Annotated in this window: 22 protein-coding genes and 1 pseudogene; 10 read left to right on the top strand and 13 right to left on the bottom strand. The window is 70.1% G+C overall.

The window, feature by feature from the left end; translation table 11 throughout:
• Positions 1-4 precede the first annotated feature (4 nt).
• The 3 genes from ACGFSB_RS21145 to ACGFSB_RS21135 form a co-directional block, all read right to left on the bottom strand.
• Positions 5-1426, bottom strand: coding sequence for a YncE family protein (locus tag ACGFSB_RS21145; protein ID WP_393401374.1), 1422 nt, complete (start codon positions 1424-1426; stop codon positions 5-7).
• Between the two features lie 207 nt (positions 1427-1633).
• On the bottom strand, positions 1634-2347 hold the full coding sequence (locus ACGFSB_RS21140; protein WP_393401371.1) for a hypothetical protein: 714 nt from the start codon (positions 2345-2347) through the stop codon (positions 1634-1636).
• Positions 2332-2913, bottom strand: coding sequence for a sigma-70 family RNA polymerase sigma factor (locus ACGFSB_RS21135; protein ID WP_393401368.1), 582 nt, complete (start codon positions 2911-2913; stop codon positions 2332-2334). The genes ACGFSB_RS21140 and ACGFSB_RS21135 overlap by 16 nt, the downstream gene beginning before the upstream one ends.
• 254 nt (positions 2914-3167) lie before the next feature.
• On the opposite strand from ACGFSB_RS21135, the gene ACGFSB_RS21130 reads away from it, so the two are divergent.
• Positions 3168-4022 (top strand): hypothetical protein, encoded by an 855-nt coding sequence (locus tag ACGFSB_RS21130; protein WP_393401365.1) that lies wholly within the window; start codon positions 3168-3170, stop codon positions 4020-4022.
• A complete protein-coding gene (locus ACGFSB_RS21125) occupies positions 4019-5047 on the top strand; it encodes a hypothetical protein (protein ID WP_393401362.1) in 1029 nt (342 codons plus the stop codon). The genes ACGFSB_RS21130 and ACGFSB_RS21125 overlap by 4 nt, the downstream gene beginning before the upstream one ends.
• Before the next feature lie 35 nt (positions 5048-5082).
• On the opposite strand, the gene ACGFSB_RS21120 is transcribed toward ACGFSB_RS21125, so the two are convergent.
• Positions 5083-5889, bottom strand: a complete 807-nt coding sequence (locus ACGFSB_RS21120; RefSeq protein WP_393401360.1) for a maleylpyruvate isomerase family mycothiol-dependent enzyme — start codon at positions 5887-5889, stop codon at positions 5083-5085.
• Between the two features lie 66 nt (positions 5890-5955).
• Positions 5956-7464: an MFS transporter gene (locus ACGFSB_RS21115; protein WP_393401357.1), complete on the bottom strand. Its 1509-nt coding sequence runs from the start codon at positions 7462-7464 to the stop codon at positions 5956-5958.
• A gap of 114 nt (positions 7465-7578) precedes the next feature.
• Here ACGFSB_RS21115 and ACGFSB_RS21110 point away from each other — a divergent pair, with 114 nt between their 5' ends.
• The 3 genes from ACGFSB_RS21110 (at position 7579) to ACGFSB_RS21100 (ending at position 11794) form a co-directional block, all read left to right on the top strand.
• On the top strand, positions 7579-8016 hold the full coding sequence (locus ACGFSB_RS21110; RefSeq protein ID WP_393401355.1) for a MarR family winged helix-turn-helix transcriptional regulator: 438 nt from the start codon (positions 7579-7581) through the stop codon (positions 8014-8016).
• 84 nt (positions 8017-8100) lie between these two features.
• Positions 8101-9696 (top strand): amidase, encoded by a 1596-nt coding sequence (locus tag ACGFSB_RS21105; protein ID WP_393401351.1) that lies wholly within the window; start codon positions 8101-8103, stop codon positions 9694-9696.
• 79 nt (positions 9697-9775) lie between these two features.
• Positions 9776-11794, top strand: coding sequence for a hypothetical protein (locus ACGFSB_RS21100; RefSeq protein WP_393401348.1), 2019 nt, complete (start codon positions 9776-9778; stop codon positions 11792-11794).
• A gap of 21 nt (positions 11795-11815) precedes the next feature.
• Here the strand turns inward: ACGFSB_RS21100 and ACGFSB_RS21095 are convergent, their stop codons facing one another.
• Positions 11816-13582, bottom strand: a complete 1767-nt coding sequence (locus ACGFSB_RS21095) for a translation initiation factor 2 (RefSeq protein ID WP_393401345.1) — start codon at positions 13580-13582, stop codon at positions 11816-11818.
• A 179-nt stretch (positions 13583-13761) separates the two neighbouring features.
• Between ACGFSB_RS21095 and ACGFSB_RS21090 the strand changes: the two genes are divergently transcribed.
• A complete protein-coding gene (locus ACGFSB_RS21090; protein WP_393401342.1) occupies positions 13762-14226 on the top strand; it encodes a hypothetical protein in 465 nt (154 codons plus the stop codon).
• Positions 14227-14329: 103 nt separating this feature from the next.
• Positions 14330-15124: an SAM-dependent methyltransferase gene (locus ACGFSB_RS21085; protein WP_393401340.1), complete on the top strand. Its 795-nt coding sequence runs from the start codon at positions 14330-14332 to the stop codon at positions 15122-15124.
• 3 nt (positions 15125-15127) lie between these two features.
• On the opposite strand, the gene ACGFSB_RS21080 is transcribed toward ACGFSB_RS21085, so the two are convergent.
• From ACGFSB_RS21080 to ACGFSB_RS21065, 4 genes are all read right to left on the bottom strand, one after another.
• Positions 15128-16228, bottom strand: a complete 1101-nt coding sequence (locus tag ACGFSB_RS21080; protein WP_393401338.1) for a sulfite oxidase — start codon at positions 16226-16228, stop codon at positions 15128-15130.
• Between the two features lie 71 nt (positions 16229-16299).
• Complete coding sequence (locus ACGFSB_RS21075; protein WP_393401336.1) at positions 16300-16578, bottom strand: hypothetical protein; 279 nt, start codon at positions 16576-16578, stop codon at positions 16300-16302.
• Positions 16579-16708: 130 nt separating this feature from the next.
• The gene (locus tag ACGFSB_RS21070; protein WP_393401334.1) at positions 16709-17515 is read right to left on the bottom strand and encodes an alpha/beta fold hydrolase; all 807 of its coding nucleotides are present in this window, start codon (positions 17513-17515) and stop codon (positions 16709-16711) included.
• A gap of 203 nt (positions 17516-17718) precedes the next feature.
• Positions 17719-18474 (bottom strand): hypothetical protein, encoded by a 756-nt coding sequence (locus ACGFSB_RS21065; protein WP_393401331.1) that lies wholly within the window; start codon positions 18472-18474, stop codon positions 17719-17721.
• Positions 18475-18548: 74 nt separating this feature from the next.
• Between ACGFSB_RS21065 and ACGFSB_RS21060 the strand changes: the two are divergent.
• A pseudogene (locus tag ACGFSB_RS21060) lies at positions 18549-18685 on the top strand (IS5/IS1182 family transposase); the annotation flags it as partial.
• 176 nt (positions 18686-18861) lie between these two features.
• Here the strand turns inward: ACGFSB_RS21060 and ACGFSB_RS21055 are convergent.
• Together ACGFSB_RS21055 and ACGFSB_RS21050 are read right to left on the bottom strand one after the other, a co-directional pair.
• Positions 18862-19491: a LuxR C-terminal-related transcriptional regulator gene (locus ACGFSB_RS21055; RefSeq protein ID WP_393401981.1), complete on the bottom strand. Its 630-nt coding sequence runs from the start codon at positions 19489-19491 to the stop codon at positions 18862-18864.
• A 154-nt stretch (positions 19492-19645) separates the two neighbouring features.
• A complete protein-coding gene (locus ACGFSB_RS21050) occupies positions 19646-20392 on the bottom strand; it encodes an FG-GAP repeat domain-containing protein (RefSeq protein WP_393401329.1) in 747 nt (248 codons plus the stop codon).
• Positions 20393-20860: 468 nt separating this feature from the next.
• Here ACGFSB_RS21050 and ACGFSB_RS21045 point away from each other — a divergent pair, with 468 nt between their 5' ends.
• Entirely contained in the window at positions 20861-22645 is a 1785-nt protein-coding gene (locus tag ACGFSB_RS21045; RefSeq protein ID WP_393401327.1) for a fatty acyl-AMP ligase, read from the top strand.
• A complete protein-coding gene (locus ACGFSB_RS21040; protein WP_393401324.1) occupies positions 22642-23637 on the top strand; it encodes a beta-ketoacyl-ACP synthase 3 in 996 nt (331 codons plus the stop codon). The genes ACGFSB_RS21045 and ACGFSB_RS21040 overlap by 4 nt, the downstream gene beginning before the upstream one ends.
• A gap of 7 nt (positions 23638-23644) precedes the next feature.
• Here the strand turns inward: ACGFSB_RS21040 and ACGFSB_RS21035 are convergent, their stop codons facing one another.
• Complete coding sequence (locus ACGFSB_RS21035; RefSeq protein WP_393401322.1) at positions 23645-24664, bottom strand: NADP-dependent oxidoreductase; 1020 nt, start codon at positions 24662-24664, stop codon at positions 23645-23647.
• Between the last annotated feature and the right edge of the window lie 141 nt (positions 24665-24805).

Raw genomic sequence — 24805 nt, 5'->3', positions numbered from 1 at the left:
CGGGTCAGCAGCAGTCGCAGTACAGGAGATCGGTGGTCTTCACCGCGTGGCCGTGCATGCTTCCCTGGGCGGCGAAGGCCGCCTTCTGGACCGGGGTCGCCTCGCCCTTGACCTGGATGGAAATGCTCTTGCCGTCGAAGGCGCCGAAGGCGAGCGCCATCGGAGCCTTGCCGTTCGCGTCGGTGGGGAACGAACGCACGGGCGTCTTCTTGCCGTCCGAGGCCACGGCGAATGCCTGGTAGACGGTGTTCGGCTTGAGCTCGCGTGCCTGCAACTGGATCATGTCGAGCCCGCTCACCGGGCGGACGGTGGCCTCCAGGACGCGGCCCTTGACCGGGTCGAGATCGTCGCCGGCCGTGCCGTCCGGCAGGACGGTGGGAACGTTGTGGGCCTGCTGACCGAGGCCTTGACGGCCGAGGTTGGCGGCACTGCCGGGACGTGCGACCCGGGAGGCGTAGACGATGGCTTGCGGCTCCTGGCCCGATGCGATCGTGTCGATCACCTTGTGGGTGGCCGTGTCGATGACGTCCACCCCGTCGGACTTCTCCAGACCGACGTACATGCGGGAGCCGTCACCACTGGCCCAAGCGCCGTGCGGCGCGTGCCCGTGGTTCTTGATCTTTGTGACCAGGACGGGGGCGCCGGCGGTCCTGCGGTACACCCAGGTCTCGTCAAGACCTCCCATCGTGAGGTAGACGAACTTCCCGGCGCGGGTGTCGACGAACTGCGGGTGGTTGGTGTCGGGGCCGGTGTTGAGAACCTTGACGACCTTGTCGCTGACCAGGTCCACCACGCTGATCATGCCGTCGCGCTTGTGCGAGACCCAGATCCGCTTGCCGTCGGGGGAGATCGCCTGGTCGGAGGAGAACGTGGCGCCGAGCCCGGTGATGGGGGCCTTGACCTTGCGGGAGCGCACGTCGATCACCGTGACCTCGGCCTTGTCGGTGTGGTTGACGTACGCCTTCCTGCCGTCCGGGCTCATGAGTACCTTCGACGGGCCCTGGCCCACCCGCACATTGGCGATGAGGCCTCCGTGTACGGCGTCGACAATCGAAACCGTGTCCCGGCCACGGTTCGCGACCCAGAACTGCTTGCCGTCGGCGGTGAAGCTGCCCTCATGGGCGGCACGGCCGACATCGGTGGTGCTGAGAACCTTGTTGGTCCTCGTGTCGACCATGTGGACGGTGTTGCTCGAAACGCTCACCACCGCCAGGCGTCGCCGGTCCGGCGAGATCGCAAGGCCGTGCACCCCCGCGTCGCCGCTGTACTGCGGGCTGAAGGTGCTGCCGACCCGCTGGTCGCCCAGTGCGATCGTCCCCAGCGTCCTGTTCGTGGAGGGATCGACCACCGACACCGTGTTGGACGATTGATCGGCGGTGTAGAGGCGGTCCCGGCCCGAGATCGGGATCGGGCGCTGCTGGGTCACCGGTGAGGCTTTGGCGGTCGTTGTCCGGGGGTCGGCCTGCGCCATGGACGCGGCAGTCAGTCCGCCGGCTCCCACCCCCAGCGTGGCAACCAGCATCCATGTGGCACGGCGCGCAGAAGGCATTGTTCTCTCCAGAGTGTGTTGTGGGGTGTGACGGATCGCCTGGCCGCCGGTGAAGTCGGCGTCAGGAAGCTCTTGCTTCGGCTGTCAGACCGAAGGGGGCGGTAGGGAAGGGGGCTGCACCGAAGGGGGCCGCACGGGAACTCGGGTCACGACGTGCCCCTCTTCGTCCTCCACGATCAGAGCCGTGATGGTGTCCCTGCGCATGGCCGTCGCCATGCGCAGGGACACCGACTCGCCGGTCTCGGCCCGAGCGCTGCCGCCGGGCAGGCGCCTGCCATCGGCGTTGACGGTCATCACTCGGTACGTCTCCCCTGCCTCGAGCCCCGACAGGGCCACGGGGACCTCGGTGCCCCACGGCCGGTCGACCATCCGGCCCTGACGGGTGAGGACGACGGACGCGGATGTGTCAGGGGCTCGACCCTGATCTGCCGTGAGGGGAACGAGCACGGCAGCGGCCGCGGCGAAGGCGGCGGCGACGCCCAGGGCGATCCGCCGCCCGCGAGTGGTCCGGGCGGCCTCCGCCGCTTCCGCTCCGGCCATGTCCCGGCGGATTCGGTCGCCGAGGGACTTCGACGGCCGCGCGTGCATGTCTGATTCTCGTGGCTGGGCCCGGTCCGCGAGCGGGTTCACCCGCCGCATCGTACGGACCACGTCGTCGGTCTCGGTGGCCTCGCGGGTGCAGTCCGGACACTGTTCGAGATGCCGGGACAGCTCCTGCGGCAGCGGCCTCCCGAGCAGTAGGTGCTCGGTCAGGAGCGGGCGGAAGGGGAAGCAGTTCTCGTTCATGGTGCCAGCCACCCGTTCTCCTCCAGGACGAGCCGCAGCGAGCGCACGCCGTAGTACAGGCGACTGCGCATGGTGGACGCCGCGATGCCCAACTCCTTACCCAGTTCGGCGCACGTACGACCGCCGAAGTACACCTCCACCACCGCCTCCCGGTGCTGTGGGCTCAACCGGTTCAGAGCCTCACCGAGTTGAATCCGGTCAAGAAGCTGATCAACGGCGTCGAACGCCGACGGAGACTCGGACACGGCGTCCCATGACGAAACCCCGGGCCCTTCTCGCACCGTGCGCCGCCGCATGGCGTCCACCACGCTGTTCCGGGCGATGGCGAACAACCAGGTCCGCAAGCTGCCCTGATCCGGATCGAAGCCGCGAGGTGATCTCCAGGCACGGATGAAGGTCTCCTGCACCACGTCCTCGGCGAGCTGCCGGTCGTCCAGGGCTTTGAACGCGAACCCGAAGAGCTCGCCGCCGTAGAGGTCGTAGGCGGCGTGCATCTCCCGCTCGGTCCGTATTCCGGTGGGTTCCGAGCCGTTCGCCGCGGACCGGCCACGAAACCACCGCAGAGGGCTACCGCTCACGGTCACGCCCCCTTGCCCCAGTTCCGTGCCAGGCGTTCATGCTGCTCCCCATCTCCCGGACGATGTTCAACAGGGGATACGCAGGCCTCGACGGGAGTGTTGAAGCGCCGGGAAAGATTGTCACTGTCACCCGAGACACCCGAGACACCCGGGTTGACGGGAACAGGTCCGGCGCGGGCATCGACTGACGTCGGATCAAGTGCCATTCTCCAGCTACCGCAGCCTTTTCAAGGGCTGCGGTACGGGGGTGTGCTATGGCGCTGCGGGGGCGGATGCCCGGTGTCGGGGCGGCAGCGACGGCGTTCGCGCTGTGCCTGACGGTGACGGCGGTGGGGTGCGCCAAGGGCGGCCCGGACGCCTCCGACGGGGCGGGCGGACAGACGCCGACGACGTCGGAGCGGCTCACGTCAGGGGGTGGTGACGGCGGAGGTGGCGACGGCGGGGCTACGGGCGGAGACACCGGTACGGGGGGCAGCACAGCTACGGGCGGTGGAGGCCGGACCGGTGGCGGCACCGATGGCGGGGGCACCGCGGGCGGTGGTGGTACGGGTGGTGGCTCCGATGACGGTGGCTCGACGGGTGGTGGTGGGAACGGGAACAGCGGTGGGGGGAACGGGAACAGTGGTGGTGGGAACGGCGGTGGCGGAAACGGTGGGAACGGCGGTGGCGGTGACGGCGGTGCCCCCGGACTCCCCAGCGGCGGTGGAGGCAACGGCGGCGGAGGCAATGGCGGGGGAGGCGACGGTGGTGGCGGGGGCGGCGGTGCGCCGGGCTCCCCGATGCACGTGCCCGACATCGTCCTGGTGGGCCAGCCGATCAACGACGAGGGCAGGGGTCCGGACGAGCCCAGCGTGTGGCCGGACATCCAGGCGCAGTTCGCGGGCCAGTGTCCGGGCAAGAAGCTCTGCGTCACCCTCGTCCGCGTCTATGAGGCCATCGAGGGCGTCAGCCCCTGCGGATACGCCGATCTGACCCGGCCTGTCGAGGGCGCGGAGATAAAGAAGGGCAGCACAGTCACCGTCGTCGGTGGCGCCCCCTGCCCACCGAAGAGTGACCCGGCAGACGTTTCCCCGTCCCCCTCCGCGTCCCGGTCCACGCAGGCCCCATGACGCAGCCACCGGACGAGCCGGGAGCCACCGGGGCGGCCGCGATCCGTCGCTTCGGTGCGCTCTTCGGCGCGGTCGCCGCCCCGGCCAGCTTCGTCACCGCGCTGCTCTACTACTTCGGCTGGCACCATGCGTACTGGTTCTTCTACTACTTCGGCGTCAACGCGACGACCCTGGGCCTCGGCACCACCGACTACCTCATGCGCAGCCTGGACGCCCTGTTCGTGCCGATGGTGACGATCGCCGCCATCGGCCTTGTGGCGTTCTGGGGCCACGATCTGCTGCGGGCCCGACTCGCGGCGGGCTACCGGCCGCACATGCTGAGTGTCATCGTGCCGACGATGGCGGTGGTGGGGTTCCTGCTCGCGCTCGGCGGGCTGTGGAGCGTACGCGCCCGTACGTTTCTCACCCCGCACCTCGCACTCGCCCCGCTGAGCCTGGCCTCCGGGGTGATTTTGCTCGCGTACGCGCTACAGCTGCGCAGGGCGCTGGCGGCCTCGGAGACCCGGCCCGCATCTCCGGTGGCCCCCACGACGGCGGACTCGACGCCGGAGTCGGCTTCCGGCTCCACAGGCGACACGCCCCCGGCTCCCTTAACTCCCCCCGACCGGCCGCCCCTTCGTCCCGAGTGGGCGGCCGTCGCCGAGTGGGGCGCCGTCTTCGTCCTCGTCGGCCTCAGCCTCTTCTGGGCCGCCAACGACTACGCGGCAGCGGTGGGCCGCGGGCGCGCCGCTCACTTCGGCGCGACCCTCGCGGAACAGCCGACCGCCGTGCTCTACAGCGAGCGTGACCTCGCCATCCACGAACCCGGCGTACGCGAACTGCGCTGTGGTGACGGCAAGTCCGCCTACGGCTTCCGCTATGAGGGCCTGGCTTTGGTCATCCAGTCAGCTGATCAGTACGTCCTCGTGCCCAAGAGCTGGACCCCGTCCTCCGGTGTCGCCCTCGTCCTGCCGCGCACCGACTCCGTACGCCTGGAGTTCGTCCCGGTTTCTGCGGCGGGCACGCTCGGCCGCACCCGCTGCTGACCTGCTGACCCGCCGACAGGACCCTGGCCGCCGTATCAGAACGCGGAGTTGGCGAACCAGTGTGTCAGCAGGTCATCGTCTCCCTCGTGCGAGAGGGCCGTGGAGTCGTGGTTCAGGCGGCCGTAGACGAGGAGCAGCAGGTCGCGAGCGCTGCCCCGGACGGTTGCGTCAGCGGTGTGCGCCTGCGCCTGCGCGTCAGCCGTGGCGGCGAGCCCGAAGCCGTCGGGCCGCAGGCGGATGAGCCAGTCGCCGTCGCCGTCGGTGGCGCGGAAGCGGACGGTCCTGTCGGGGGCGCGCAGGTTGGCGACCTTGGGGGCGAAGAAGGCGGCGTAGGGCAGGTTGACGAGGAATTCGTCGATCCCGTCGACCGCGACCGCGCGGTCGATCGCGGGCCCCAGGCCGAGTGCCAGCTCGGCGTCGGCACGGTGCAGCAGGGTCTCGAAGAGCATCCGGCGTGCCCAGAAGCGCGCGTGCTGGTCGGCACCCCACGCCCACATCGGCAGAGCCGGTTCGGTGACCGCGAAGGCGCCCGCGGCCACCGTCGCGCTCTCGGCCAGCCAGTCGGGGTACTCGTCCTGCCGGTCCGGGAGGCGCAGGTCCACCGTGCGGCTCTGCGGGGGCTCTTGAATGCCCGCCCGCAACAGGGTCGAGAACCAGCGCTGGACGCTGCCTGTGTGCTTGACCAGGTCGGCCAGTGTCCAGCCGGGGCAGCCGGGCACCGGGGTCGTCAGGTCGGCGTCCCTGAGCGCTGCGACGAACCGGGTGGTCTCGGCTGCGACCTGCGCGCGGTGGTCGAGATCGACCGGTGCCGATGCGAGGCCAGGGCGGTTCGGGGTATTCATCGAGGTGTGCCTTTCTGAGGGGCGCCGGGAAGGAGCGGGCGCGGAGCCTGCGAGCTCCGTACCTGATCAGACAAGTTCGACGTCAGGCGCGGAGCTCGCAGGCTCCGCAGCCCTCGTTGCGTCGGCCTTCCTCAGCACCGGCGTACGAGGTGCGCCCGCCGTCCTGAGTCCGGCGAGGGCGACGGCCACGACCAGGGCGAAGGCCGCTCCCGCGATGGCGAAGCTCAGCGTGAACTGGCTCTCCTGGGGCAGTGCGGGCATTCCGTCCGGCAGCGCGATCGTCTTCGACGCGAGGAGCGAGGTGATCATGGCGCTCGCGACGGCGCTGCCGACCGAACGGGAGATGGAGTTGATCCCGTTGGCGATGCCGGTCTGGTGGGCCGGTACGGAGGCGACGATGAGCGCGGGCATGGAGGCGTATCCGAAGCTGATCGCCAGGCCGATGACCAGGCCCGCGCCGATCACCGAGGCACTGGTGCCGTGCGCGGCGGTCAGCCAGGCGAAGCCGAGCACACCGAAGGCGGCACCGATGGCCAGGGTGAAGCGCGCACTGATCCGGCGTACGAGCACTCCTCCGACCTGGGCGCCCACGAGCGAGACGAGGGTGGTCGGCAGCAGGTAGACGACGGCCGCGGCGAGCACCGAGGCACCGAATCCGTAACCCGCGACGCTCTCCGGCATCTGCACCAGGTACGAGACGCCGATGAACTGCGCGAACATCGCGAACCCGAGCAGCAGCCCGGCCAGGTTGGTGAAGAGGACGGGCCGGTGGACGAACATCTTCATGTCCACCATCGGCTCCTTGACCCGGCGCTCGACTGCGACCCATACGACCGCCATGACCACCGCACCGATGAAGGCGCCGAGCGTCCTGCCGGATGTCCAGCCCCACTCATGGCCCTGCGAGATGGGCAGAAGCAGCAGTACGAGCAGCATCGCGAGGGTGATCGCGCCCAGCCAGTCGGTCCGTCCGCCGGTCTTCGCGCGGGACGGCGGCACCGCGAACAGCACACCGGCCAGTGCGATCACGGCGAGCACGACCGCGAGCCAGAAGACCCGGTGGTAGTCCGGGTCCGAGCCCTGGGTGAGCAGTCCGGCGCCGACAAGCGCGAGCCCGCTGCCGAAGGCGAGCGTGCCGCTGACCATGGCCATGGCCCCGTGCAGCTTGGCCGGCTTGATCTCCTCGCGCAGTACGGAGAGGGCGAGCGGGAAGATCGCGGTCGCCGCCCCCTGCATCACCCGGCCGACGATCAGCCAGGTCAGTGAACTGGTGGTGGCGGCGAGCACCGAGCCCGCGATCATCACGAGCAGGACGCCGACGAGGGTGGGCTTCTTGCCGTGCTGGTCACCGAAGCGGCCGAGGAGCGGCGTGAAGACGGCGGCGGAAAGGAGTGTGGCCGTGGTCACCCAGCTGACGTTCGCCGTGGTGGCGCTCAGATCGGTCTGGATGATGCTCAGCACCGGGACGACCAGGGTCTGCATCATCGAGACGACCATGGCGGCGAGACCGAGCGCCAGGACGAGCAGGGTCTGCCCGGAGGCTCTCGGGGGCGCGGCGCGATGTGCGTGGGACACGGCGATTCTCTCTCAGTTACTTGACAACCTTGATGCTTGAGATTCTCAAGCAATGAGTAGACGGTAAACATCAATATTTGAGATCGTCAAGTTCTCTGGGGTAAAGTGACTCCCATGACAGGAACTCCCCGCGTCGGCACGGCCCAGCTCATGGAGTTGCTCTCGGTGTCCCTCGGCGCCTATTACGGCGATTTCACGATCGCGGCAGCGAGCGAGCACCTCACGGCGAGCCAGGGCAAGGCACTGACGGTGCTGCGCCGGGGGCCCGCGGCGATGAGGTCCCTGGCCGACACCCTGACCTGCGACGCCTCGAACATGACCGGCATCATCGACCGGCTGGAGAAGCGCGGCCTGGTGCGCCGCGAGCCGAGCCCGTCCGACCGGCGCGTCAAGAACGTCGTCCTCACGGCCGAGGGTGAGCGCGTCACGGACGCGATTCGCGTGAAGATGCACGCCACGCGGGAGGGGCTCGACGGACTCGGCGACGAGGACCGGGCCACGCTGTACGCCCTGCTGGAGCGGGTTTTCGTCTCCCGGCCGGCTGCTGCCTGACCGGGGGCAATGGGGCGCAGTGCCTGGCACCCTTGCGCCGGGAGCTGTTCGTGTAGTCCGCTGACCCGTATGGGGAAGAGGAGCATGGCCGCAATGACCGCCGCCCTTGTCGCGGGGTCCCTTCTGACGGGCGTACCGAATGCGGGAGCCCAAGGTGCCGAGCAGGGCGCCGACAGTGCGTCGCCGCCGATCGGGTCACCTCTCGCGCCAGGGGTCGACCTGGACACCGTGACGATTCCGCAGTTACAGGCGCGCATGGCGGATGGTTCGCTGACCGCGTCGCGGCTGACCCGGGCTTACCTGCGGCGCATCGAGAGCGTAGATCCCAAGATTCACTCGGTGCTGCTCACCGACCCGACTGCCCTGCGCCAGGCCGCCGCCAGCGATGCGAGGCACCGGCGTGGCGAGACCCTCGGGCCACTGGACGGCATTCCCGTTCTGCTCAAGGACAACGTGGACACCCGTGACATGCCGACGACGGCCGGGTCGCTCGCGCTCGCCGGGAGCCCGCCCGACACCGATGCCGCGCTGGTGACCCGGCTGCGGAAGGCCGGGGCAGTGATCCTCGGCAAGACCAACCCGTCCGAGTGGGCCAACTTCCGTGCGGCCAAGCCGACTTCGGGGTGGTCGGCGGTGGGCGGGCAGACCAACAACCCCTACGTCCTCGACCGGAATCCGTGCGGTTCCTCGGCAGGATCGGGCGCCGCGCTCGCCGCGTCGTTGGCACAGGTGGCCATCGGTACCGAGACGGACGGCTCCATCGTGTGCCCGGCCGGGATGAACGGAGTCGTCGGCCACAAGCCCAGCCTCGGCCTGGTCAGCCAGTCGGGTGTGGTGCCGATCTCCGCCGAGCAGGACACGGCCGGGCCCATGGCGCGCAACGTGATCGACACCGCGCTCACACTTTCGGTGATAAGCGGTGGCGAGGGCGCGGCGCCAGACCACGGCAGCACTCTCCACGGCAGCACCCTCCACGGCAACAGCCTCCGGGGTAAGCGGATCGGCCTGTGGCGCCTGCCCTCGCTCGGATCCGACGTGGACGCGGTGATGACCCGTACGGCGAAGAAGCTGCGCAAGGCCGGAGCGGTGGTCGTCGAGGTGACACCCCCGTACCAGGCACGGCTCGCCGAACTCGAATTCCCGGCGCTGCTCAGCGAGTTCCATCGGGACATCGATGCCTACCTCGGTACGCGCAAAGGCCCCCGTAACCTTGCCGAGCTGATCGAGTTCAACCGCGACCACCCCGGGGAACAGACCTGTTTCGCCGGCCAAGAGCTGTTCGAGCAGGCACTCGCCGCGCCGCCCACCACCGACCCCAAGTACCGTGCGATGCGGGCCGAGTTGAAGGACCTCTCCCGGCGTTCCATCGACGAGACCATGGCCGCCGAGCACTTGGACGCCATCGCCGCACCCACGAACCCGCCCGCCTGGACGACCGACTGCGCACGCGGCGACAACGACGTCATCCCATCCTCCACGCCAGCCGCCGTCGCGGGATATCCGTCCCTCTCGGTGCCCGCAGGATCCGTGAACGAACTGCCGGTCGGCCTGCTCCTGATGGCCGGTGACCACCAGGACACCAAGCTCCTGTCCCTGGGAGCCGCGGTGGAGCACCGGCTGAAGGCCTGGCGCGCACCGCGCTACCTGCCGACGGCCGGGTCCGGCGCCTCCGGGCGGTGAAAGTCTCTAGAGTGCATGATCGTCGGGAAGTGTCCGCAGGGATGTCTGCACGGCACCGCAGAGGGTCGAGAGGGCTGTAGTGAGGGTCGAACTTCCGCCGGAGCCGGTGTACTTCGTCAACCGCGACGACGAGCGGGAACGCGCCTTGCGCGCGGTGACGGACTGGCGGAGCCGTTCTCGCCCGTTGGTCCTTGCCCTGAGCGGGCCGGGCGGCCTGGGGAAGACTGAGCTGGCCGTTCTGCTCGCCCGCACGCTGGGCGAGCGTCATCCCTTCACGGACGGTGTGCTCTCCGTCGACCTGGACGACTTCCGGGCGGACGGCGTGGTGGACCCCGGCGATGTGCTCTCCCAGTTGCTGAACTCCCTCGACGTCGTGCCGGACCAGGTGCGGGCTCAGTACGCGGCTCGGTGCGGGCAGTACTGGAACAGGACCTCCGGCGCGAAGCTGATCCTCCTGCTGGACAACGCCCGGTACGCCTCGGAGGTCGTACCCCTGCTCCCGGCGTCGGGCGCCAGCGTGGTGATCGTCACGAGCCACGGTCCGCTGCACGACTTCGAAGCCGGCGCTGCGGTGGATCTCGTCCTGCGGCCACTGGACGAGCGGTCGGCGACGGAGCTCCTCGAGCTGATCGTCCGTGACCACCGCCTGGCCGCGGACCCGGCAGCGGCGCGGACGGTGATCCGGTTGTGCGACGGCCTCCCCGCGGCGCTGCACGTGGCCGGCCGGTGGGTGCGCACCCACCGGCTGCGTCCGCTCTCCCGCCTCCTCGCCGACCTCACGGCCGAGCTGGACGAGAAGGGCGTGTCCGGCGTGGAGCGGATCTGGGACACGGCGTACGCCGAGCTGTCCAGCCCGGCGGCCCTCCTCTACCGGTTGCTCGCGCACCATCCCGGCGAGACGTTCACGCTCCACTCCGCCACCGCGTTGTCGGGACTTGGGCCGGAGGACTGCCAGGACGCCCTGGAGGAACTGGACCGGGCCGGATTACTGGACCTGCGTCTGCTGTCGCTGACAGAGGCCGGCCAGCTGAGGCTGGCAGGACCGCTGCGCGCACACGCCCTGCGCCGGTCCCGTCGCGAGGCGGCGGGAGGAGAGGTCGCCGAGGCACAGATGAGGCTGGTGCGCTGGTTCGTCCGGCAGGCTCAGCTGGCGGACCGGTTCGCGGCAGGCCGTCGGCTGACCGTCGTAGACCTTCTCGATCCTGTTCCCGGTGCGCCGGACGTTCCACTGGAGGATCCGAACGCGGTCGTGGACGACGGGGACCGGGCTGAACACGCCGCTCGCGCGGCCCGTTGGCTTGACGAGGAACGGCATGTGCTGTTCGCGTGCTCGCGCCTGGCCCACGGCCGCGAGATGGACACCGAGGCCGTGGCGCTCGCCGAGCCGGTGTGGACACATGCCCTTGACCATCCTCACCAGTCCGAGGTCGTCGAGGTCTTCCGGCGTGCCGTCGACTCGGCAGTCAGGCACGGAGGGAACGCGGGGTGGCTGGTGCGGATGCGCTGCCAGCTGGCCAGGCCGCTGTGGGAGTCGGAGAAGCTGAGCGAGGCCCAGGAGCAGATCGACAGGGCCATGTCCGCCCTCGAACTGCTGGGGGACTCGGAACGGGACCGCAAGCTCGCCGCGTCGGCCGTCGAGCATAGCGGGATGCTCAAGGGCGCACGGGGCGAGTGGAATGCCGCGCTGGCCGACTTCGCGGCTTCCCGCGACATGCACCGGGCGATCCCCAACCCCTACGGCGTGCTGCTCCAGACCTATCGGATGGGGGAGGCGAGCGCGAAGGTGGCCGACCTCGATGCGGCGCATCGTCTGCTGGCCGAGGCACACAGCGGGTTCGTGGCGAAGCAGCGGGAGAGGCTGATCGGACGCTCGGCGTTCGCTCTCGCCGGGGTCCTGTACCGCCTAGGCCGGCTGGACGAGGCCCGTGGGCTGTACCAGCAGTCGCTCGAGCAGGCCGACAAACGACGCTCGGGCTCCGACCTGGCGCGTGTCCACGACGCCCTGGCCGAACTGGACGCGGCCGAGGGGCACTTGGCGGAGGCCGAGGAGCATCGCGTGGCGGCCCGGACCTTCCGGCGGCGTAACGGCCTGGGCTAGTGCCGAGGCAGGCACTGGGCCCTAGATCACCTGCTTGGCTTCGGTGTCCGTGGCCGGGCGGATGGTGATGCGGAAGGCCCGCTCTCCGACGAGGCAGTTCAGCACGGTGAGGCTGTCGGGGGCGGGCTGAGGGTTGATCGACCGAGGTGAGATCGACCGAGGCGAGATCAACCCGGGTGAGATCAACCGGGCGTGTGCGGCCGACAGTGCGATCGCCGGGTCGATCCGTACGATCCGGCCCGCTTCGGACCGGGGTTCGACCTGGACGGCGTACGTCCGCTCATGACCGCGGACTCTGAGCAGGACCCCGCCGGACGGCAGCAGAGCCGCCGCAGAACGGCAGCCCGGATAGGCGGACAGGGTGTGCCGGGTCCACCCGTCGGCGGTCCAGGCCTGGTCCACCGGGGCGGCGGACGCCGGGAGCGGGCGGCGGTACAACAGGCCTGCGGAACGGGCGAGTTGCTCCCCGGTGGCGCCATGCTCCACGGCCAGGTGATGGCCGGGCAGGCCGATACCGGCCGGGTGCCGGGTGATCCGGACCCCGGCCGTACTCGTCGCCACATGGACGTCGAACGCGGCGGGGACACGTGTGGCGGGCGCGGGCGATGGCAGCAGCGGGGGTGTGGCGCCGTGGGTGGGTGGCGCGAGGCCGAGCAGGGCGTAGACCTCGGTCCGCAGCCGGTCCACGGCGCCACCGGCCGACGCGAACGCGGCCTGAGCGGCGGCGCGCCCGGGACCCTGCCGGTACGCCCGCAGCGCGTCGGTGATGTCCTCGGCTTGGCCCAACTGCGGTACCCGGTCAAGGAGTACGGCCATCGGGCTGCCGGGTATCAGTTCGCCGCCGCCGGGGTGCACGCTCACGACGGGGCGGTCCTGGGCGGCGCAGTAGTACAGCGCCGCCGATCCATGGTCGGTGACCAGGGTGTCCGCGGCGATCAGGGCGGAGGCCCACTCCTCGTGCGGATCCGGCAGGATCAGTCCCGCATCGAGGGCCGGCGCCAGCCGTTCGTTCAGCTCGTACGTCCCCAGCAGGCTGCGCTCATTGGGATGGATGACGAGCGCCAACTGGTATTCATCGTAGGGAAGTCGGGTCGCGAGCGCGGCGGGGAGGCCCGGATGCCGCCGGACCAGTGACTCGGGGCCCCAGGTGGAGGCAAGGACCAGCAACTTGCGGGCCCCGGTGCCCAGCGCGGCCCGGTAGCGGTCACGCAGGCAGGCCGAGGCGAGGACGCGTTCCAGAGTGAGATCGCCGATCACCTTCGCGCGCCGGGCGGCCTGCGGGTCCATGGCGGCCAGCCTGGCGACCTGATCGGGGTGGGCCAGGGCGTGCAGGGCTGCCGGAGCATGGTCGTGCGTTCGTCGCAGATACTCCGGGTCAAGTCCGGATGCCGAGTCGGCCGAGCCTTCGTCGCGGATCGACTTGTTGAAACCGGCGCCGTGCGGGATGAGGACCTGCGGGCCGCGCAGCAGCCTGAGATCGCCCTTCGGGCTCGCGGCGACGATCAGGTCGTAAGAGCGCCCGCACGCTTCGCTCCACGGCACCGTGCGACCACCGAGGGCGTCGATCGCGGAGAAGGCGTCGGCTCCGAAGTCGGAGCCGGGGACGAGGGTGAACAGGCGGGTGATCCTGGCGTCTCCGGAGAAGACGGGAAGAACGTCGAGCAGCCGATACAGGGCAACCGCGGAGCGAGCCGCGAACAGAACCGCTCGCCCGTCGCCCGTCGCCCGTCGCCCGTCGCCCGTCGCCCGTCGCCCGTCGCCCGTCGCCCGTCGCCCGTAAGTCTCCATTCTACCGGGAGACGGTAGCTGGACACTGCTGTTTCCGCAGGTCGGGGCGGGTTCACTCGCGTCGTCGGGCGACATGATCCGATCCTATCGTGCGCTGTTCGAAGGTCGCGGAGAGTGATCCGTGCCGCACATTTGGCAAGGTGGTGTGTCAAGCCGTGCCTGATCGCGAGGATGGCGGCATGAGTGACTGGGGAATCGCCCTGATCGCCGCGGGTTCGGCGGTCGCGGGCAGCGTGGTAACCGGCTGGTACACCCGCAGCGCGGGCATCCGCCAGGCTGCTGCGGCACGTCACGCGGGGGATCGCCAGGCGGACGCGCTGCTCGATTCGGTACGCATGACGTTGCGTGCCGAGTCCGGCCACCGCGAGTTCGCCCTGCGCCGCCAGACCTACGCGGAGTTCCTCGGAGCCGCGGAGGCGAGGATCCTGACCGAGCGGACCGGGCGGGGGCAGTCCGCCGACGAAGTCCTGTTGCAACGCGCCTTGAGCGGGGTGCTCCTGGAAGGCCCCCCGACCGCCGCTGCCGCGGCACAGCACCTCATCGACTGTCTGCGCCGCCATGAGAGCCCGGACGAACTCAAGCGGGCGAAGCTGGCCTTCATCGCGGTGGCGCAGGAATGCTGCCGGTCCGGTGACCGTCCGTAGACCTGGCCGCCCAGGTCAATAGGCATATATGGGCGGGGAGTTGCTGTGACATGCTGTCGGCATTTCATCGGGCGGCCGGCACGGTCGCGGGCAGGAGTGACGTGTGATTGACGGTGCGGGCACCTCGGGGATCGATACCAGCAAGCCGCATCCGGCACGGGTGTACGACTACCTCCTCGGGGGGAAGGACAACTACCCGGTGGACCAGGCGGCCGGTGACGAACTCGTCGCGGCGGCACCGGAAGCCCGCATAGGCGTCAGGGCCAACCGCGCCTTCCTGGAACGCGCGGTGCGATTCGCCGTCGGCAGCGGCATCCGCCAGATCCTGGATGTCGGCACCGGGCTGCCGACATCGCCGAACATCCACGAGATCGCTCAACGCGTGGCCCCGGATGTGCGGGTCGCCTACATCGACAACGACCCGATCGTGAAAGCTCACGGGGACGCCCTGTTGAGCAGCTCGGGCACGACCGACATCGTGCTCGCCGACCTGCGCAGCCCACAGGACATCCTGGACCACCCCGACATCCGTCGGCTCATCGACTTCAACGAACCTGTGGCTCTGTTCCTCGTCGCCATTCTCCACTTCGTCACCGACGAGGAGGCGCCCGAGCACATCGTCGCCACCTTGCGCGACGCGCTCCCGGCCGGAAGCCTCCTCGTGCTCTCACACGCCACAGCCGACTTCGCCGATCGCGAGGGCGCCCAAGCCGTCTACAGCAACGCCACCGCCACGTTGAACTTGCGGACTCGCGCGGAGATCGAGCGGTTCTTCGACGGATTCGACCTCGTCGAGCCCGGCCTGGCCCAGGCGCCGTTCTGGCGCCCCGAGGGTACGCCGCCCGAGGCTTCCCGCGAGATCGGCTTCTACGCGGGTGTGGCGCGCAAGAGCGAGTGATGCTCAGGAGCACAGGACAGGGACGCGTTGTACGAGGTTGTTTCCGAAGCCCCCTCGGTTCCAGGGCTGTTGGAGGGGCTGGGTGTGTCCTTCGGCGTCGGTTGCCCGGACCGACAGGATGTGGCGGCCGGCCGTCGCGGTCCAGGTGGTGTGCCAGGCCTGCCATCCCCAGCGGTGCGGCCCACGGGGAGCGACCTCGGCGTCGGTCCAGGTGCGGCTGTCGTCGGCGCTGACCTCGACCCGTGTGACCGGCCCGTGCCCGGACCAGGCGCGCCCCTCGAGCTCCACAGGGCCGGGGCGCACGACCCGTACCCGTGACATGAAGTCCGGGAAGCCTGGCGGCATCAGCAGGGCGCGCGGGGCGATCCGGGTGACGGGCTCGCCGGGGTCGTCGGGCGACTGCCGGAACCGGTACGCCACGGCTTGCTGGAAGCCGGTGAATGGGGTGTCGGTCAGTTCGACGGTGCGGAGCCATTTGACGTGGGCCATGCCGTACCAGCCGGGGACCACGAGCCGAAGTGGGTAGCCGTGTTGGGGAGGCAGCGGGCAGTCGTTCATCGCGTACGCGAGCAGCACGTCCGCGTCCACGGGGAGCGGCAGGCTGCGGCGGTAGTCCTGCTCGACGCCGCGCTCGACTCCGTGGTCCGCGCCGGTGAACACGGCCTCGACCGCGCCGTCCTCGACCCCCGCCTCCGCGAGCACCGTCCGCAGCGGTACTCCCGTCCAGTCGGCGGTCCCCACCGCCTCCACCAGCCACGGCTGGCTGACCGGGCGCGGGCTCAGGAGTGCGCGGCCGTTGCCCGCGCACTCCATCGTGACCCGGTGGGTGACGGCAGGCAGCGCCCGCAGTTCGGCGAGCCCCAGCTCCAGGGGCGTACGGACCCGCCCGCCGATGGAGAGCCGCCAGGTGTCCGCGTCGACCGCGGGGATGTCGTAGTGGACCAGCACGTAGTGGAGGCCGGGCGGCGTGACGTCGTAGCGCAGGGCCTCCAGCGGAAGCCCGTGATTGCGTGCCGCGAGCGCCAGCTCTTCCTGGCCGATGCCCTCATCGGCAGCGGCGACGCGTCCCGGTGTGCTGACATCGCCGAGAGATGTCCGCTTCATGTCTCCATGGTCGCGCGTGCGGGCCGGGCCCGCACGGCAATCGACGCTTTGCGGCTTCCAGGCTCTGTGGTTCAGGGGATCCAGTAGTTGTGCACGGAGGACGACTCGGGCTCTCCGCCGGGACCGGACAGGCCGACCGACTCGGCGATGGGCATGATCTTCTTGCTGAACGCCTGCATGTGCTCCTCGGACTCCCAGACGTCGTAGATGTCCAGGCCGTCGCCGCTCGGGACACAGACGTGGGCGATGCAGCCGTCGAAGATCTCGGGCGTCTCCTGGAGTTTGGCGTTGAGCGTGTCGTACTGGTCGGTGGTGACGCCCGGAAGGGAAGCATGCATGAAGATCGCCATGGCTGCTGCTCCTTGCTCGTGTGATGAGGGGGTGCCATAAGAGGCATGCGGAGGGACCGCCGCGTGGCGGCCGACTCCCTATGGCCAGCACAGCACGCCTGCCGACTGATGGCACTCACAAGCAGTGCACTCACAAGCAATGGGCCGCGAAGACGGCGATGTCCCTCGCCACGCGTTCCGGCCTTTCCCAGTACGCGACGTGTCCCACACCCTCGTAGACGATCAGCCGGGAGCCGAGAACGGTGTCGAGGATCGTCTGTTGTTCCGCACGCGTCAGAATCGGGTCCTGGTCGCCCCAGACGGCCAGCGTAGGTACGAGGATTCCGGACAGTGTCGACCGCAGATCGGTTTCGAGCAGGCCGCGCAGCGTCTCCCGCCACACGCGGGCGGGAGCCTTGAGGTTCTCGTCGACGACGGTCTCCAGGAAGCCGCGGGCGACGGGCTCGGCCGTCATGCCGAGCGCGAACCGCTCCACGAAGCCACGGTCCACCGGGTCCTCCAGCTGCCGTACGACCTCCCACAGCTCAGCGGCGGCGGGCTTGTCGGCGAGGACGACCGGAACGCCCAGAAGTACGAGCCCGGCCACCCGGTCGGGATAGCGGCCCGCGACGATGCGTGCCTGCACGCCTCCGCTCGATGCCCCGACCAGTACGGCGCGCTCGATCCCCACGCTGTCCATGAAGGCGACGATGTCGGTCGCGAAGTCTTCGGGGAGATAGCCGTCCGGGGGCTTGTCGGCGTCTCCGTGGCCTCGTTGCGTGGGCGCGTAGACGTGCAGGGAGGAGGGCGTGCGCCGCAGCAGCGGCTCGAACGTCCACCAGGAGTCGACATAGCCGTGGACCAGCACGACCGGCGTGCCCGAGGGGCCGCCCACCTCGGCATACGGCAGCTCAAGACCCGCGCGCAGCGCTGCCTTGTGCACAGTGACGGCGGACATGACGGTCCTCCTCACCTCTGCGTCCAGCGTAAGGACAGGCGGGCCGTGAAGCATGTCGAGGGCCCCGCCGATCACCGCGGGTTGGAATCGGGCGTGGTGAGCTTCAGGTACGTCCTCTTCGTCTCCCGGATGTCGACGTATTCGCCTTCACCGGCGGGGACGTACAGCGGAACTGACATTTTTCCTCCTCGGATGATGGGTGATCAGGTGGCCTCGGTCAGGGCCGGGTCCTGCTGCGGCCGGCCGTTCGCCTGTGCCCACCGGCCGATGACCGGCGCCGTGAGGCCGCAGACGGCGAACAGCGCGGCCAGGACGACCCATCCGGTCGTGCCGGTCGTGATGACCAGGCCGATCAGGACCGGTGCCGCGATCTGCTGGACGGCCACGCCGAGCCAGAAGACCGAGAGATAGACGCCCTCCTGGCCGGGCGCCGCCAGCAGATACGACTCTCCCCAGCCACCGGCGGACTGGAACAGCTCCCCGGCGGTCAGCGCGACCATGGCGAGGAGCAGCACGCCGACGGCCAGGACGACCGGCGGCTTCGGCGCCGCGACGAGCAGCAGGCAGCAGACCGCGAGGGAGCCGCCGGCGCGCACAAGACCCCGTGCCGCGCCTGCGATGGTGTCGGTCCCCCGGCTCGCGCGTACTTGCAGGGCGACCGCGAGCACGGTGTTGACCGCCACCAGGGGCGAGATCACCGCGGCCGGGACCTCGGTGTGTTCGACGATCCACAGTGGTATGCCGATGCTCAGCAGGGTCATGTGCATGGTGAGCACCGCGTTGATCCCGGTGAACGACAGGAACGGTCCGTCCCGCAGTGCGTCGACCGAGAAACGGCGACGCAAGCTCTTCGCGGGCGTGCTGAGCACCGGCAGCCGGGAGGCCAGGGTCGCGAGTACGGCGAACGAGGCGGCGTTGAGCAGCAGGATCGCACCGTAACCGGGGGGTTGACGTGTCACACGGCGCCGTTCGCTCCGGGCACTCTCTACTCAGTACACGCATCGAGTAGCCAGCCGAGTACGGCCTGCCGTGCCACGCCGGCCGCCGGCTCCTGCTGGCAGTCGCCATCCTCAAGTCCTGGCGGCTCCTGCGCAGATTCTGCTGCTCGACCACTCACATCACAGCCTCGTTCAAGCCGTCCTGACACTGCATCCAACTAGCTCGGAGTGAGGACGACGATCGGGCTGGAGTACGGTCACGTGGGACCGGAGGACCGCGGCGCGTCGAGGCCGGCCGCGTGCAGGGCGGAGGCGCCCGGCGGAGGGCAGCGCGGGAACGCGGGGACGTCAGGGACGGCGGCGGGGGAGTGCTTTCTGCCTCTTTGGACCCCTGGCGAGGCCGTTCGGTCAGATGTACCCCTCACGCAGGGCGTAGGCCACCACGTGCGCCCGGTTGCGCAGGTGCAGGCGTGTGGTGAGGCCGTGCATCACGTTCTTGACGGTCCGTTCGGAGTACGACAGCTCCATGGCGATCTCCGAAGTGTCGAACCCTTCCGCCACGAGACGCACCACGTCCCCCTCGCGCTTGGTGAAGCCCAGGAAGGAACCTGGCGGTTCGGTGCCGCCACGGGCGCTGCCACGGTGGAGGCGTCCCATCTGGCCGATGAGCTGGCCCAATAAGTCCGCGGGCAGGTCCCCGCCACCCCTGGAGGTGGTCAGCACCGCATGGAGCAGGCGCTGTGCGGTCGCTTCGTGGCGCCAGACGATGGCTCCCACACCGCACTCGATGACCTCCAGGAGCTCGTGCTCGCGGACCGTACCCGCGACGAGCACGGCCCGCACACCCTCGCCGCGCACCGCGCGCCTCAGCCGGGTCAGCGCGGCCTCGTCGAGGGTGTCCTCGATGAGCAGGGCAACAGCGGCAGGGCCGGAGTCCCCGTCCAGTTCGACCTCCGGGTGCCGGCGCAACTGGCTGAGGACTCCCTCGCGGCTGATCGGGTCGGGGGCGGTGACGGTGACCCGCACCCGGTTCGTCATCGGTACGGAGGCCGGGGAGGCCAGGGGCGAGCTGGACAAGCGCTCTTCCTCACTCTGGTGGTTCGTCACTGTGGTGGTGCGTCCCTGTGGTGGTGCGTTTCCCCCTGCGTCCGGGCGCCGCCGGTGTCCAGGGATCGGCGGCGCCCGGAGGCGGTCAGGAGCAGGACTTGTAGAAGTGCTTCCAGCCGTCGCTGGGCATGGCCGGCGGCTCGGCCGGGGTGCCGGTCTCGCCGTACTTCTGCTCCAGGTCGTAGTCGTACGCACCGGGGCCGCTGCCCGGCTTCGTCAGGCGCACGGACCGCTCCCACACCCCGTCGCCGTCGTTGTTGAAGACCGCGAGGTCCGGGTACGCGTCGTCGCCGTAGTTGGCGATCCGGAGCTGCTTGGCCTCGCCGTGGTCGCCGATGTCGGAGTGCTTGGCGGCGGCGGAGCCCAGGTTCGAGCGCTTGAGCGGGCCGGGGCGGAATTCGGCGACGCGTGCCGTGTTGGTGTCGTCCCCGTCGGCGGGCGTGACGATGTTGACGATCATGTCCAGGGTGCCGTCGTTCTGGAAGTCGGCGACCGCGGCGGTGGCGACCTCCCCCGGCTTCGCACCGAGGAGCTTGCCGACGGCCTGCTTGCTGCCGAACGAGCCGTCCGCGGCGCCCCATTGGACGGTCATCTTGGTGCCGGTGTGCCCGGGATTGATGATCTTGTCGGGGCGGCCGTCACCGTCGAGGTCGCCGACCAGCGTCGTGGCGCCGGGCAGGCACGGCGCCGCCGCCTCGGTGGCCTTGCCGGACCGTGCCGCGCCGCCCGACTCCGGCGACCCGGCCGCACTGGCCTGGTACCCGGCAACGGTCAGGGTCAGGGCGACAGCCGCGACGGGGGTGCCGATCAGGCCTAAGCGCTTGCGAAGCATCTACGAACTCCTCAGGTCGTTGCTGTTGAGACGTGCTCGGGAGCAGGGCTCTTTGCCACGCCTCATGGAGTGGTGATCTCGATGTGGGCGTGGATATGGGCGTGCGGGATCTCCCGGATGAGCACGTTGTGAGCTTGCGGGATGATCCGGCCCAACCGCTACGAAATCCGGGCAGTTGGGGACGCTGGAACGCGAAATCACCCCTTGACCAGCAGGAACGCAAGCCGCCTGGAACGCGGGAGTGGGACACGCCGAGTCCCTCTAGGAAGCGGAGGAGTGCCGTGCCGCACTCTTCGTCGCCTCGAACGACGTTAGCGAGGCAGGAGGATATATGGCAGTGTCAGATTTTCCTCACACCGGCGACGCCGTCATCCGTCCGCTCCTGCCATACGCGCAGTTTTCGCTAACCGTGCGCCATCCGAGTACGCAGGATGAGGGGTATCAACCCGGACCGAGCCGGAGGCGTACATGGCGGAGACGAGGACTGACAAGCCCGGTGAAGACATGGGGGACGGTGCGTTGAGCCTCGTCGAGGCCCTGTGGGACAGGGCCGAGCGTGAGCCGGATACCGTCGCCCATGTGATGCTGCGCGACGGTGAGGAGCCGGGCGCGAGCGTGACGTACGGGGAACTGAGAGCCGAGGCCGCGGGGATCGCCGCGCGCCTGCGCCGTGCTGGTCTGGCCGGGGAACGAGTGGTGTTGTGCTTCCCGACAGGACTCGAGTTCATCGCCTCGCTGCTCGGCTGTCAGTGGGCCGGAGTGGTCAGCGCGCCGGTCAAGGTGCCCGCCCGGCGCGACGGCCTCGCGCGGCTGCGGGGCATCGCCCAGGACGCGGGTGCCCGCACCGTGCTGACGACCCGCGCGGTGCATGAGGAACTCGTCGGACGGAACGGTGCCGACGACGAACTCCGCGGACTGGCCTGGCTGGTGGTCGACGAACCTCGTCCCGCGCGAGACGAGCCGTTCGCCGAACCCGATGTGGACCCGGACGGGCTCGCGCTGCTCCAGTACACCTCAGGTTCCACCGGCAGCCCCCGCGGAGTCATGGTCACCCACCGCAACCTGTGTGCGAACGCGGCGGAACTGAACCGGTTGTGGCCCGGGGTGGGCGCACCGCGCGTGGTGTCATGGCTGCCGCAATTCCACGACATGGGTCTGCTGTTCGGGGTGGTTCTTCCACTGTGGGCCGGATTTCCGGCGTATCTCATGGCACCGGACGCCTTCATACGCCGACCGATGCGCTGGCTCGAGGCCATCGACCGGTTTCGCGGCACCCACTCCGCCGCGCCCAACTTCGCCTATGAGCTCTGCCTCAGCAGTGCCGCGGACGTAGGGCTGCCTCAGCTCGACCTGTCGTCCTGGCACGCGGCGGTGAACGGCGCGGAGCCCGTGCGCTGGAGCACCCTGGAGCGGTTCGCCGCCACGTTCGCGCCGCACGGTCTTGACCCCAGGGCGCTCTGCCCCGGCTACGGCCTCGCCGAGCACACCCTGAAGGTGAGCGGCGCGCGCCCCGACGAGAAACCGCAGGCCACCTGGGTCGCCACCGAAGATCTTGCGCGCGGGAGAGCAGTGCCGCTGCCCGCGGACCACCGGGCCGCGACACCCGTGGTCAGCTGTGGGGCCGCGGACCCCTGGACGGACGTACGCATCGTGGATCCCTCCTCCGGCGCGCCCCGCGAGGACGGCGAGGTGGGCGAGATCTGGCTGCGCGGGCCGTGTGTGGCGCGTGGCTACTGGGGGCGCGAGGCCGAGACGGCGGCGACGTTCGGGGCGCTCCTGGACGACCGTACGTACCTGCGTACGGGAGATCTGGGATTTCTGATGGCAGGAGAGCTCCACGTGACCGGGCGGCTGAAGGACGTCATCGTCCGCTTCGGCCGCAACCACTACCCGCAGGACATCGAGCAGATCGTGGAGGACAGCCGCTCCGGGCTGCATCAAGGCTGCTGTGTCGCCTTCCCCGCGCCGCCGCGGGCCGAGGGGCAGGGGGAGCGCGTGGTGCTCGCTGTCGAGGTGGGAGGCCGGGCCCTCGCGGGTACCTCGGCGACGGGGTTACGGGCGGACATCGCAGCCGCGGTCAAGGACCGGCACGGCCTCGCGGTCGACGAGGTCGTCCTCGTGCGTCGCGGCACTCTCCCCCGCACCTCGAGCGGGAAAGTGCGACGGCGAGCCTGCCGCGTCCAGTACGTGGACGGAACACTGAAGCGGTTCTCCGAGGGCCGTGGTGACCAGCGGACGGGGGCGCGGCGATGACGGTCGGGCCGACGACGGCGTCACCTGGCGCCCGCATCCTGGGAGTCGGTGCCTACCGCCCCGCGCGACGGGTGGGGAACGACGAGGTGAGCGGGCCGATCGAGTCGAGCGACGGCTGGATCAGGCGGCACTCCGGCATCGTCAGCCGCCGGTTCGCCGGCGATGACGAGTCCGTCGTCGCCATGGGGGCCGCCGCCGCGGACAAGGCGCTGGCGCACGCCGGTGTTCAGGCGTCGGACGTGGACATGGTGCTGCTCGCGTCCATGTCCTACTTGAGTCAGTCACCCGCGGCCGCACCCCAAGTCGCCCATGCCATCGGCGGGTTCGGCGCGGCGGCGATGGATGTGGGGGCCGCCTGCGCGGGTTTCGGTTACGCGCTCGCGCTGGCCGACGGACTCGTACGGTCGGGCACGTGTCGGCACGTCGTCGTGGTCGGCTCCGAGCGGATGAGTGACGTGGTGGACCCTGGGGACCGGTCCACGGCCTTCCTGTTCGCCGACGGGGCGGGGGCGGTCGTGGTGGGCGCCGCGCGGGAGCCGGGCATCGGGCCGGTGGTATGGGGCTCGGACGGCGGTCGCCACCGGATGATCGCCCACTCGTCGTCGTGGCGGGACCTGCGGGATGACGACGTCCCGTGGCCGACCCTGCGGATGCGCGGGCCTGAGGTGTTCCGCTGGGTCCTCACGGAGATCTCCGCGGCCTGCCGCCGGGCCTTGGAGGCCGCGGGGGTCGCCGCCGACGAGCTGGCCGCGTTCATCCCGCACCAGGCCAATCTGCGCCTGGTCGAGGGGCTGGCGAAGTCTCTGGGCCTGCCGCCGTCCGTGGTCGTCGCCCGCAGTGTGATCACCGAGGGGAACACTTCGGCGGCCTCCATCCCGCTGGGCCTGGAAGCGCTGTTGGCGCAGGGCGGGCTGCCCGCCGGAGGCAAGGCCCTGCTCTCCGGCTTCGGGGCGGGACTCGCCCATGCGTCGATGGTGGTCACGCTGCCCTGACGAGCCGTCAGTCTGTGAGGCGCACGACCGTCTTCCCGGTGTGTGCGCCTCGCAGCAGGCCGAGGAACGCTTCCGCGACCCGCTCGATGCCGACGACGACAGTGGTGTCCGTCCGTACGGTTTCGGCGCGCAGCCAGGCCTGCATGTCCCGGGTGAACTGCGGCATCCGGTCCTGGTGGTCGTCGACCAGGAAGCCGCGCAGCGTCAGCCGCCGCGAGATGGCGAGCGGAAGCGTGCGCGGGCCCTCGGCCGATGCCGGGTTCAGCTGGGACATGGCACCGCACAGCGCGACCCGGCCGAACGGCCGAAGCAACAGGAGGGCGGCTTCCAGGTGGTCGCCGCCGACGTTGTCGAAGTAGACGTCGATGCCGTCGGGTGCCGCCGCGCGCAGCTGCATCCGTACCGGCCGTTCCCGGTAGTTGAAGGCCTTGTCGTAGCCGAAACGCTCCTCGGCCTGGCGGGCTTTCGCAGCGCTGCCCGCACTGCCGATGACCTGGGCCGCCCCGCACATCCGGGCGATCTGCCCGGCGAGCGAACCGACGGCACCGGCGGCCGACGAGACGAACACGACGTCGCCGGGGCGCACTTGGGCGATGTCCCGGATCCCGACGTAGGCGGCGAGGCCGGGCTGGCCGAGCGCGCCCAGATGGTCCTGCGGCAGTGCGTCCGACCAGGGATCGACGGGCCGGACCCGCCCGGCGTCGAGCACCGCGTACTCCCGCCATCCCAAGTCGTGCACGACGAGATCGCCGGTGACGAGCTCGGGCGTCCGGCCTGCGACGACCTCGCCGACGGCCCCGCCGGTCGGTGGCGCGTCGAGCGGGTAGGGGGCGAGACCGCCCCCGTCGTCGCTCATCCGGGCGTGCATGTACGGGTCGACCGACAGGAAGAGATTGCGCACCAGCACCTGTCCAGGACCCGGGGGACCCACCACGGTCTCGACGAGCCGGAAGCTGTCCGGGCTCGGGCCGCCGCGTGGGCGGCTGACCAGACGGACCTCACGACTTCTGCGTTCATCCTCGGCCACGGCGAGACCCTAGGCCGCTCCGCGCTGCCTTCGCTGCGCAAAGTTGAGCGGCCATCGCGGCTGGTCGGCGACGGTGTCGCGGGTGGCGTCCTGCTCAATTGTGGGCAGGCAGCGCCGCGCCGCGGACCCTAGCGTGTCAGC

It is taken from the genome of Streptomyces sp. NPDC048441 (assembly GCF_043200235.1).
In the GTDB taxonomy this organism is placed as follows: Bacteria; Actinomycetota; Actinomycetes; order Streptomycetales; family Streptomycetaceae; genus Streptomyces.
Note: the sequence above shows the minus strand (reverse complement) of the source record. Positions and strands in the feature narration are given on the sequence as shown.

Bases quoted from the DNA above. Each gene is read 5' to 3' on its own strand.
- ACGFSB_RS21130 (WP_393401365.1), top strand. From the start codon at position 3,168: ATGGCGCTGCGGGGGCGGATGCCCGGTGTCGGGGCGGCAGCGACGGCG.
- ACGFSB_RS21125 (WP_393401362.1), top strand. From the start codon at position 4,019: ATGACGCAGCCACCGGACGAGCCGGGAGCCACCGGGGCGGCCGCGATC.
- ACGFSB_RS21120 (WP_393401360.1), bottom strand. From the start codon at position 5,889: ATGAATACCCCGAACCGCCCTGGCCTCGCATCGGCACCGGTCGATCTC.
- ACGFSB_RS21110 (WP_393401355.1), top strand. From the start codon at position 7,579: ATGACAGGAACTCCCCGCGTCGGCACGGCCCAGCTCATGGAGTTGCTC.
- ACGFSB_RS21105 (WP_393401351.1), top strand. From the start codon at position 8,101: ATGGCCGCAATGACCGCCGCCCTTGTCGCGGGGTCCCTTCTGACGGGC.
- ACGFSB_RS21095 (WP_393401345.1), bottom strand. From the start codon at position 13,582: ATGGAGACTTACGGGCGACGGGCGACGGGCGACGGGCGACGGGCGACG.
- ACGFSB_RS21090 (WP_393401342.1), top strand. From the start codon at position 13,762: ATGAGTGACTGGGGAATCGCCCTGATCGCCGCGGGTTCGGCGGTCGCG.
- ACGFSB_RS21080 (WP_393401338.1), bottom strand. From the start codon at position 16,228: ATGAAGCGGACATCTCTCGGCGATGTCAGCACACCGGGACGCGTCGCC.
- ACGFSB_RS21075 (WP_393401336.1), bottom strand. From the start codon at position 16,578: ATGGCGATCTTCATGCATGCTTCCCTTCCGGGCGTCACCACCGACCAG.
- ACGFSB_RS21070 (WP_393401334.1), bottom strand. From the start codon at position 17,515: ATGTCCGCCGTCACTGTGCACAAGGCAGCGCTGCGCGCGGGTCTTGAG.
- ACGFSB_RS21055 (WP_393401981.1), bottom strand. From the start codon at position 19,491: ATGACGAACCGGGTGCGGGTCACCGTCACCGCCCCCGACCCGATCAGC.
- ACGFSB_RS21050 (WP_393401329.1), bottom strand. From the start codon at position 20,392: ATGCTTCGCAAGCGCTTAGGCCTGATCGGCACCCCCGTCGCGGCTGTC.
- ACGFSB_RS21045 (WP_393401327.1), top strand. From the start codon at position 20,861: ATGGCGGAGACGAGGACTGACAAGCCCGGTGAAGACATGGGGGACGGT.
- ACGFSB_RS21040 (WP_393401324.1), top strand. From the start codon at position 22,642: ATGACGGTCGGGCCGACGACGGCGTCACCTGGCGCCCGCATCCTGGGA.